1 protein-coding gene and 1 pseudogene are annotated in these 955 nt (G+C 74.5%); one reads left to right on the forward strand and one right to left on the reverse strand.

Going from position 1 to position 955, the window contains the following annotated elements; all coding sequences use genetic code 11:
• Window positions 1-150: 150 nt before the first annotated feature.
• Window positions 151-705: a Repetin gene (locus GTW67_RS00700; RefSeq protein WP_161162832.1), complete on the forward strand. Its 555-nt coding sequence runs from the start codon at window positions 151-153 to the stop codon at window positions 703-705.
• On the opposite strand, the pseudogene GTW67_RS00705 reads toward GTW67_RS00700, so the two are convergent.
• Window positions 674-955, reverse strand: a pseudogene (locus GTW67_RS00705) (MFS transporter); the annotation flags it as partial. The gene GTW67_RS00700 and the pseudogene GTW67_RS00705 sit on opposite strands and share 32 nt — an antisense overlap.

Below are 955 nucleotides of genomic sequence, written 5' to 3' on the forward strand. Positions count from 1 at the left end.
CCGCCGTCCTCCCCGGGGCGCAGCCCTCGCCCGTCGTTGCCCGCCGCGCGGCGGAGGGCAATGCCGCCCCCGGGGCGATGTGGCGCACGTGCCGTGCCGGGACAGTGGTGACCGTTCCGTTCACCGGGTTCCGCCTGCGAGAGGACCGCCATGAAACGCCGTACCACGACCGCCGCGCTCTGCGTCGCGCTGCTGCTCACCGCCGCCACGACGGGCGCGGCCGTCGCCTCGGGCCCGCACGAGAGCCACGCGGGCCACGCCAGGGAGGCGGCGGCCCTCACCGGGACCGCGAAGCTGTACCGGTCGGCCGGGGACGACATCACGTTCACCTTCGACGCCCACCTGGCCGCCCAGGACGACGACGACCCGCTCAAGGCCACCGGGACCTTCGAGTTCAGCCACTACCTGAACGGCAAGGGCGCCCGCGCCAAGGCCACCGTCGACTGCCTGCTGACCGGCGGCGACGTGGCCGTGGTGTCCGGCGTCATCACCGCCTCCGACCTGCCCGGCGCCACGGGCAAGCGGGTCGGCGTCACGGTCCACGACCTCGGCCGCCACGACCGCCTGGGCTACAGCTGGGCCGCGACCGGATCGCCCGCCGAGACCGACGGGCTGCTGCCCCGGTGCGTGGGGTCGGCACCGTTCGAGAAGGTGAAGCAGGGCACCGGCGACTTCAGGGTCGTGCCCTGGCAGCCGAAGCTGTAGTCCGGCCGGCCATCAGCACCACCGCCGTCAGCAGGTACGGCACCGCGAAGATCGCGAACGCGGTGCCGTGCCCCGTCTGCGACGCGGCCAGCCCGTACCCCCCGTACACCGCGACCGTGCCCAGCTCGGTGCCCAGGCCCGCCACGGAGGTCAGGGTCGCCCGGCCGGCGTCGTCGATACGTCGCTGGAGGCGTGCGTCGGCGAGCACATGCGCCAACTGGAAGCCGCCGAACGCGACGGCGACCAGCGT

Origin of the sequence: Streptomyces sp. SID5910, assembly GCF_009862125.1 — a bacterium.
Taxonomy (GTDB): domain Bacteria; phylum Actinomycetota; class Actinomycetes; order Streptomycetales; family Streptomycetaceae; genus Streptomyces.

What these genes read in the sequence shown, in the direction of transcription:
- GTW67_RS00700 (WP_161162832.1), top strand. Translation starts at nt 151, where the DNA reads ATGAAACGCCGTACCACGACCGCCGCGCTCTGCGTCGCGCTGCTGCTC.